Origin of the sequence: Cellulomonas sp. B6, from assembly GCF_001462455.1 — a bacterium.
Lineage (GTDB): Bacteria > Actinomycetota > Actinomycetes > Actinomycetales > Cellulomonadaceae > Cellulomonas.
Genome location: NZ_LNTD01000157.1, coordinates 1 through 8937 on the forward strand (window position 1 = coordinate 1; position 8937 = coordinate 8937).

5 protein-coding genes are annotated in these 8937 nt (G+C 76.0%); 2 read left to right on the forward strand and 3 right to left on the reverse strand.

Annotation, left to right across the window (positions count from 1 at the left end):
* Positions 1-132 precede the first annotated feature (132 nt).
* A complete protein-coding gene (locus ATM99_RS14020) occupies positions 133-2193 on the reverse strand; it encodes an alpha-1,4-glucan--maltose-1-phosphate maltosyltransferase (protein ID WP_062103498.1) in 2061 nt (686 codons plus the stop codon).
* A 769-nt stretch (positions 2194-2962) separates the two neighbouring features.
* Between ATM99_RS14020 and ATM99_RS14025 the strand changes: the two genes are divergently transcribed.
* Complete coding sequence (locus ATM99_RS14025) at positions 2963-4081, forward strand: type IV toxin-antitoxin system AbiEi family antitoxin domain-containing protein (RefSeq protein ID WP_062103495.1); 1119 nt, start codon at positions 2963-2965, stop codon at positions 4079-4081.
* A gap of 45 nt (positions 4082-4126) precedes the next feature.
* Here the strand turns inward: ATM99_RS14025 and ATM99_RS14030 are convergent, their stop codons facing one another.
* Both ATM99_RS14030 and glgX read right to left on the reverse strand, forming a co-directional pair.
* On the reverse strand, positions 4127-5782 hold the full coding sequence (locus tag ATM99_RS14030; protein WP_062103496.1) for an FAD-binding dehydrogenase: 1656 nt from the start codon (positions 5780-5782) through the stop codon (positions 4127-4129).
* 32 nt (positions 5783-5814) lie between these two features.
* Positions 5815-8013, reverse strand: a complete 2199-nt coding sequence (gene glgX / locus ATM99_RS14035; RefSeq protein WP_082659770.1) for a glycogen debranching protein GlgX — start codon at positions 8011-8013, stop codon at positions 5815-5817.
* Between the two features lie 102 nt (positions 8014-8115).
* Between glgX and ATM99_RS14040 the strand changes: the two genes are divergently transcribed.
* On the forward strand, positions 8116-8910 hold the full coding sequence (locus ATM99_RS14040; protein ID WP_062103497.1) for an electron transfer flavoprotein subunit beta/FixA family protein: 795 nt from the start codon (positions 8116-8118) through the stop codon (positions 8908-8910).
* The last annotated feature ends 27 nt before the right edge of the window (positions 8911-8937 follow it).

The window sequence follows — 8937 nt, forward strand, 5'->3', positions numbered from 1 at the left end:
GGGGTGGCGTCCCCGGGGGGACCGCGTCGGTGCCCGCGGTGCCGACCACGGGCGTGCCCAGCACCGGCGTGCGGGGCGGGCGCGGGGCGCCGGCCCCGCCGAGGGAGTCCTCGGGGGGCTGCGACGCGGGCCTCATCGGTCGCCGCCCGGGTGCTCGAGGTGGGCGACGTGCGCGACGCGCACCTGCGGGTCGAGGCGCACGTACACCTCCTGCGACCACGCGTACGTCTCCTGCGAGAGCACGTCGTGCGCGACCGCCGGGCGGTCGGCGGGCAGGCCGAACGCCGACAGGTCGAGGCGCACGGTGCCCTCGCGCACGCCGTCCGGGTCGATGTTGACGATCGTGACCACGGTGTCGGGGCGGCCCGTCGGGGACTCGTCGGCGTCGAGGTGGCGCGAGAACGCCACGAGCGCGTCGTCGGACGTCGGGTGCACGCGCACGTTCCGCAGCTGCTGCAGCGCCGGGTGCGCGCGGCGGATCTCGTTGAGCCGCCCGATGAGCAGCGCGATGCCCAGGTGCTCGGCGCGCGACCAGTCGCGCGGGCGGAACTCGTACTTCTCGTTGTCGATCTGCTCCTCGACGCCCGGGCGCGGCACGTCCTCGACCAGCTCGTAGCCGGAGTACACGCCCCACGTCGGCGACCCGGTGGCCGCGAGCACGGCCCGCACCGCCCAGGCCGCGACCCCGCCCTGCTGCAGGTACGGCGGCAGGATGTCGTGCGTCGTCGGCCAGAAGCTCGGGCGCATCCACGCGCCCTCGTCACCGCCGACCCGTGCGAGGTACTCCTCGAGCTCGGCCTTGGTGTTGCGCCACGTGAAGTACGTGTACGACTGGTGGAAGCCGACCTTCGCGAGCGTCAGCATCATGGCGGGGCGCGTGAACGCCTCCGACAGGAAGATCACCTCCGGGTGGTCGGCCGCGACGTCCGCGAGCAGACGCTGCCAGAACGACAGCGGCTTGGTGTGCGGGTTGTCGACGCGGAACGCCGTCACGCCGTGGTCGATCCACACCTGCAGCACGCGGCGGATCTCCGCGTAGATGCCCTCGGGGTCGTTGTCGAAGTTCAGGGGGTAGATGTCCTGGTACTTCTTCGGCGGGTTCTCGGCGTACGCGATCGTCCCGTCGGCGCGCGTCGTGAACCACTCGGGGTGCTCGCGGACCCACGGGTGGTCGGGCGACGCCTGCAGCGCGACGTCCAGCGCGACCTCCATCCCCAGGGACCGGGCGCGCGCCACGAACGCGTCGAAGTCGTCGAACGTGCCCAGGGTCGGCTCGATCGCGTCGTGGCCGCCGTGCTCCGAGCCGATCGCGTACGGCGACCCCGGGTCGCCCGGCTGCGCCGTCAGCGCGTTGTTGCGGCCCTTGCGGTGCGCGTGGCCGATCGGGTGGATCGGCGTCAGGTAGACGACGTCGAAGCCCATCGCCGCGATCCGCGGCAGCTGGTTGGCCGCGGTGCGCAGCGTGCCCGACGTCCACGTCTGCGTCGCCTCGTCGAACGTCGCGCCGTGCGAGCGCGGGAACAGCTCGTACCACGCACCCGTGAGCGCGAGACGACGGTGCACGACCAGCGGGTACGCGCGGGACGCCGTCACGGCGTCGCGCAGGGGGGTGCGGTCCAGCGCCTCGCGCACCTCCGGCGCGAGACTGGCCGCGAGCCGGACGACCGGCGGCCGCGACGTGTCCCGGAGCGCGTCGACCGCGGCCAGCAGCGTGCGCACGTCGTTCGCCGACATCGCGTCGTCACCCGTGCGCCGCGCGGCACGCTCCAGCACGAGCGTGCCCTCGGTGAGCATGAGCTCGACGTCGACGCCCGCCTCGACCTTGATCGCGGCGTCGTGCGCCCACGTCCCGTACGGGTCCGACCAGCCCTCGACGCGGAACGACCAGTCGCCCTCGGCGTCGGGGACCAGGCGCGCCTCGTACCGGTCGAGCCCGGGCGCCACGTCGACCATGCGACGCCAGGAGTGGACCGAGCCGTCGGGGCGCAGCAGGACCGCGGTCGCCCCGAGCGCGTCGTGCCCCTCGCGGACGACCGTCGCGCGGACCGGGACGGGCTCGCCGACCACGGCCTTGGCGGGGAACCGGCCCTCCTCGGCCACGGGCGAGACGTCGAGCACCGGGATGCGTCCGACGGGCAGCGGCGCGACCGCCGGGAGGGACGGCGCCGCGGGGGTGACCGGTGCGTCCGGCACGGGCACGTGCGACGCAGGGGCGTCCGGTGCCGCGGCCGCCGGTGCGCCGGACGCGGGAGCCGTCCGTACGGGGCTCGTCGCCGGCGGCACGACGGCGGCGTGCGACGACGCGCTCGCGGGCTGCGACGCACCGGCCGCGGACGCCGCCGTCGGTGCCGGTGCCGGTGCCGGTGCCACGACGGTGCTCGGGTCGGAGGGTCGCACCTGCGGGGGCAGCGGTGCGACGGCACGTGGCCGGTCCGCTGACGTGGCCGGTGACGTGCGACGGGGGCGGCGAGGTGTCGTCACGGTCACGAACCTATCCGGCGTTCCGGGGTCGCGGCATCCGCAGGGACCGGACGGCGCGCCGCCGCCGCGCGGCCTGACCGGCCACACCCCGGACGCGGTCCTGCGTGTGCTGGTCACCCGTCCACGACGTGACCCGCGCCGGACGTGCCGCGAGCGCTGTTCGTGCCGGTCCCGGGCCACCAGGACCGGCATTAGTCCGCGTTCGGCACCCGGTCCGACCGGGCGGGGCCGACGCGAGGACCGTGCGGGACGGACCGGCCGCAGCACGGCGGTCGTGCGTCCCGCCCCGTGCCGAGCGCCGGGCGGGGTCGTCCTGGACGCTCCATGAGCGGCCGAACCGCGCGCTCGGCGGACGAGGTGCGGCCGACGGGAGCGATCGACGGCACCCGCGAGGCGACCACAGGGTCCCGGAGGCGGATGGCGTCCACAGCGGCGACGGTCGCCGGGAGGCACGCCGCGCCGGTGCTGGTGCGGTGGTGCGATGCGACCACCCGCCCCGCTCCCGGACCAGCTGCTGCGACTCGCGCTCCGGCAGGAGGGGCTCCTGTCGACGGCGCAGGCGGACGCCGCGGGCGTCGGCCGGCACCGGCGTGCCGCGCTGCGTCGGGACGGCGCGCTCGTCGCCGTCGTCCGCGGCGTGCACGACGCCGCGCCGGCGCTCGTCCGCCGGTACGGGGCGCAGGTGTTCGCGGACCCGTTCGGCCGGCCTGCTGGTGGCGAGCACGGCGGGCCCGCTGCCACGAACGACGCCCGCGCGCTCGCGCACGACGGGCACGCCGTCGTCCGTGGCCTTGACCACGCACGTCGACGTACCGCGTGGACGGCGCTTCTGGCGCTCGGGCCCGACCGTGCGGTGGCGGTCGGCGAGTGCGCTCTCGCGCTCCTCGGTGTCCACGGGCTGCCGCGCTCGATCCGACCGCAGGCGGCGCTGCCGTCGGCAGGCGGGCGCGCCGACCGCGGTCCTGCCCGGGTACGCCGCTTCCGGACGCACGTCGTGGTCATGGTCGGGGGCGCACGCGTCGTGGGTCCCGACCTGGCGCTCGCCCAGGCGGTCTGCGAGCTGTCCCGCGAGCACGCGGTGAGCGTGCTCGACTCGGCGATCCGGCTCGGGCTCGTCGCACCGGACCTCGAACGGGTCCGTGCGCTCGCGCGCGGGCGGCGGGGAGCAGCTCGGCTCGAGGCGTGGTGGAGCCTGGTCGACGGACGAGCGGACTCACCTCTCGAGACCAGGGCGAGGCTGCAGTGCGTCGACGCGGGCCTGGCTCCGCACGAGCTGCAGGTCCCGGTGCTCGACGCCCACGGTCGTGTCGTGGCGCGCGGCGACCTGGGGTGGTGGGCGCCGGGCGGACGCCTCGTCGTCGTCGAGATCGACGGCGCGGGTCCGCACTCGACGCCGGCGGCGCTCTACCGGGACCGCGAGCGGCAGAACGCGATCGTCGCGACGGGCGCCACCCTGCTCCGCTTCACGGCGTCGGACGTGGCCGCCGGACGCATCCCCGCGGTCCTCGCGCCGCACCTGGCCGGGCCACACGCTCGTCGAACGCCGGGTTCTGCCGCTTTCGGGCCGTCAGAACCGGCGCAACCTCGCGTTCGGCGGTGAGGCGCGGACGACCGTGGCGGGCGCAGGGGTCGGGCCGGGCGGGCGTCAGACCGTCTCGACCAGCGCGCGGCCCGTCGTGCGGCCCGTGAACAGGCAGCCGCCCAGGAACGTGCCCTCCAGGGCGCGGTGGCCGTGCACGCCGCCGCCGCCGAACCCGGCGGCCTCGCCGACCGCCCACAGCCCGGGCAGCACCTCGCCGTCGGGACGCAGCACGCGGCCCGCCAGGTCGGTGGCCAGGCCGCCGAGGGTCTTGCGGGTCACGACCGACAGCCGCACGGCGTACAGCGGGCCGTGCGCGGGGTCGGTCAGGCGGTGCGGCGGCGCGACGCGGATCGCGCGGTCCACGACGAACCGCCGCGCCATCGCCGTCGCCGTGACCTGCAGGTCCTTGCCCAGGCCCGTGCCGACCTGCGCGTCGCGCAGCGCGATCGTGCGCGCCAGCGCGTCCGGGTCGATCCGCGACGTGCCCGTCAGCGCGTTCATGCCCGCGGCCAGCTCGGCGGGCGTCGCCGCCGCGACGAACTCCGGGGACCGCCGCGCGAACGTCTCGACGGGGCCGACCGCACCCGGCTTCACGCGCTCGAGCAGCAGCCCGACGTCCCGGCCCGTGAGGTCCGGGTTCTGCTCGGAGCCGGACAGCGCGAACTCCTTGCCGAGGATCGTGCGGTCCAGCACGAACCACGAGTGGTCGTCGCCGCGCGACGTGATGTGCGTGAGCGCGCCGAGCGAGTCGAAGCCCGGGAACAGCGGCGCGGGCAGCCGGTGCCCGTCGGCGTCGAGCCACAGCGAGCTCGGCCCGGGCAGGATGCGGATGCCGTGCGACGACCACACCGGGGAGTGGTTCGTGACGCCCTCGGGGTAGTGCCACATGCGACCCGCGTGCGCCACGTGCGCGCCCGCGTCGCGCGCGGCCTCGATGCCCGAGCCGTCGACGTGGTCGGGGACGCCCGACAGCATGCGGGCCGGCAGCCGGCCGGCCGCCGCGGGCCACGTCGCGCGCACCAGGTCGTGGTTCGCACCGATGCCGCCCGTCGCGACGACCACCGCGGCGGCCTCGACCTCGAACGGCCGCACGACCGTGCGGGACGACGGCGCACCGCGCTCGGCCGCGTCCGGTGCCAGGACGTCGCCGCGCACACCCGTGACCCGGCCGTCCGTCGTCGTCAGGCCCGTGACGCGGTGCCGGAACCGCACCTCGACGCGCCCGTCGCGGTGCGCGTCGAGCAGGGCGCGCACGAACGGCTCGAGGATCCCCGGGCCCGTGCCCCACGTGACGTGGAACCGCGGCACCGAGTTGCCGTGCCCGTCGGCCAGGTACCCGCCGCGCTCGGCCCACTGCACGAGCGGGAACCAGCGCACGCCCAGGCGGTGCAGCCAGTCCCGCATGCCCCCGGCGGCGAAGTCCACGAACCCCTCGGCCCACGCGCGGCCCCACCGGTCCGACCCGTCGTCCGCGAACGCGGCCGACCCCAGCCAGTCGGACAGCGCGAGCTCGGCGCTGTCGCGCACGCCGAGGCGGCGCTGCTCGGGCGAGTCGACGAGGAACAGCCCGCCGAACGACCACCACGCCTGCCCGCCGAGGCTCGCGGGCGGCTCGGCGTCCAGCAGCAGGACGCGCCTGCCGGCCGCGACCAGCTCGGCGGTGGTGACCAGGCCCGCGAGCCCGGCGCCGACGACCACGACGTCGTGGGTGCGTGTCATGCGCGCACGCTACCCCCGCGCGCGGTCACGGGTCACGGGCGCACGTACACCCGCATGCTCAGCGGCTCCACCGTCGTCGTCGTGCCGCCCGGCAGGTGCAGGCCGCCCGAGATGGCCGCCGTCGACACCTCGGACGGGTGCTCCCACACGGAGTCCCACGCGAGCGTCCAGGGCTCGGGGTGCCCGTCGACGAGCGTGACCTCGACCGCGTCCAGCGCGCCGTTGACGACGAGCAGCACCTGGTCGTCGTCCGGCAGAGGCGCGACGCGCAGCATCTGGAACGTGCGGATCGACGCGTCGTGCCAGCGGCCGTGGTCGAACGGCGTGCCGTCGGCGCCGTACCACCCGAGGTCGGGCAGGCCGCCGTCGGTGCGCGGCCGGCCCGTGTAGAACGTCTCGGTCCGCAGCGCCGGGTGGTCGCGACGCAGCGTCAGCAGGTGCCGTGCGGTCGCGAGCTGGTCGGTGCGCCACGGCGACAGGTCCCAGCGCACCCACGACAGCGCGGTGTCCTGGCAGTACGCGTTGTTGTTGCCCCGCTGCGTACGCCCCATCTCGTCGCCCGCCGTGACCATGGGCGTGCCGGCCGAGAGCACGAGCGTCGCGAACAGGTTGCGGATCGAGCGGCGCCGCAGCGGGGCGACGTCGACCGCGGGGGAGTCCTCCTGCACCGGGCCCTCGACGCCGTGGTTCCACGACCGGTTGTCGTCCGACCCGTCGCGGTTCTGCTCGCCGTTCGCCGCGTTGTGCTTGTGGTCGTACGCGACGAGGTCGGCCATCGTGAAGCCGTCGTGCGCCGTCACGTAGTTGACCGACGCGCGCGGGCCGCGCTGCAGCGGCGGCGTGCCCGAGCCGAACAGGTCGACCGAGCCCGACAGGCGCGTCGCGAGGTCCCGCACGCGGTGGCCGGGCAGACCGTGCGCCGCGCGGCCCGGGTCGGCCAGCCAGAACGACCGCACGGCGTTGCGGAACCGGTCGTTCCACTCGGCGAACGGTGCGGGGAACTGGCCCGTGCGCCAGCCGCCCGGGCCCACGTCCCACGGCTCGGCGACGAGCTTGAGGCCCGCGAGCGACGGGTCGGTCGCGGCCGCCACCAGCGTCGCGTGGTCGGGCCGGAACCCCTCGGGGCTCCGACCGAGCGTGACGGCGAGGTCGAACCGGAACCCGTCGACGCCCACGACGTCGGCCCAGTACCGCAGCGAGTCCAGCGTCATCCCGACGACGCCGGTGCGCCGGAAGTCCAGCGAGTTGCCGGTGCCGGTGACGTCGACGAGGGTCGCCGGGACCGCGCCGTCGTGGCTGTAGTAGTACGCGTTGTCGAGCCCGCGCCAGGACACGTGCTGCCCCGGCAGGCCGCCCTCGCACGTGTGGTTGTAGACGACGTCGAGCAGGACCTCGAGCCCGGCCTCGTGCAGCGCGTGCACGGTCGCGCGGAGCTCGTCGAGCACGGCCGCCGGCCCCGCGGCGCGTGCCGCGGCCGTCGCGTACGCGGCGTGGGGCGCGAAGAACCCGAGCGTCGAGTAGCCCCAGTAGTTCGTCAGGCCCTTGGCCACGAGGTGCGGCTCGGAGGTGAACGCGTGGACCGGGAGCAGCTCGAGCGCCGTGACGCCCAGGCCGAGCAGGTGGTCGACGACCGCCGGGTGCGCGAGCCCCGCGTACGTGCCGCGCAGCTCCTCGGGCACGTCGGGGTGCAGCCGCGTGAGGCCCTTGGTGTGCGCCTCGTAGACGACGGTGCGCGACCACGGCGTCCACGGGCGGTTCGCGGCCGGGTCGGGGCCGGGCAGCGCACGCGTGTCGACGACGACGCCGTGCGGGACGTGCCCGGCCGAGTCGCGGCCGTCGGGCGCGCCGTACGGGTCGCCCGTGAGGTCGTCGCCCACGACGTGGCCGTAGGTCTCGGGGCCGTACCCGAGCTCGCCGACCAGCCCGCGCGCGTACGGATCCACCAGCAGCTTGGCCGGGTTGTACCGCAGGCCGTACCCCGGCTCCCAGGGGCCGTGCGCGCGGAACCCGTAGCGCTGACCGGCGCGCACGCCGGGAACCGAGGCCGACCACACGCCGAGGCGCGGCCCGGCCAGCGGCACGCGACGCTCGGTCGGGGCGTCGGGCGGGCCGTCGAGCAGGCACAGCTCGACGGCGGTCGCGTGCGGGGCCAGGACCGCGACGTCGACGCCCGCGTCGGTGACGTGCACGCCCAGGCGGTGCGGGCGGTGGGGCGGGGGCGTCGCGGTCACCGCACCATCGTGCCAGGACGCACGTCCGGGACGTGGGGCGTCGTTCCCACGTGGCGAACACCACCGCCGTCCGCGGGGCCGGGTGAGGGTAGCCTTCGGCGGGTGAGGATCGTCGTCTGCGTGAAGTTCGTCCCCGACATCCAGTCCGACCGGCAGCTCGGTGCCGACGGACGCGTCGTGCGTGACGGCGGTGACGGCACCCTCAACGAGCTCGACGAGAACGCCGTCGAGGCCGCGCTCGCGCTCGCGGAGGAGCACGACGGCGAGGTCGTCGTCCTGACCCTGGGGCCCGACGACGCGGTCGACGCGGTCCGCAAGGGCCTGCAGATGGGCGCCGACGAGGCGGTCCACGTGCTCGACGACGACGTCGCGGGCTCCGACGCGATCGGCACGGCGACCGTGCTCGCGGCCGCCGTCCGCCACCTGTCCGCGCAGACCCCGGTCGACCTCGTGCTCACGGGCATGGCGGGCCTGGACGGGCTGACGTCGCTGCTGCCCGCCGCGCTTGCCGAGCTGCTCGACCTGCCGGCGCTGCCGCTCGCGTCCTCGCTCGACGTCGACGTCGACGCACGCACCGCGACGGTCGTGCGGCGCCTGGACCACGCGACCGAGACGCTCACGGCCCCGCTGCCCGCGGTCGTGTCCGTGACCGACGGCATCAACGAGCCGCGCTACCCCAACTTCAAGGGCATCATGGCCGCCCGGAAGAAGCCCGTCGCGACGCTCACGCTCGCCGACCTGGGCGTCGACCCCGCGATCGTGGGGGCCGCGGGCGCCCGCACGCAGGTCCTCGAGGCCGCACCGCGGCCGCCGCGCGAGGACCGCGTCCTGATCACCGACACCGGTGACGCCGGGACGCGGCTCGCCACGTGGCTCGTCGAGCGCAAGCTCGTCTGAGCGCGGCCCGCCCCCACCCCGTCGCCC

Bases quoted from the DNA above. Each gene is read 5' to 3' on its own strand.
- ATM99_RS14030 (WP_062103496.1), bottom strand. From the start codon at position 5,782: ATGACACGCACCCACGACGTCGTGGTCGTCGGCGCCGGGCTCGCGGGC.
- ATM99_RS14025 (WP_062103495.1), top strand. From the start codon at position 2,963: ATGCGACCACCCGCCCCGCTCCCGGACCAGCTGCTGCGACTCGCGCTC.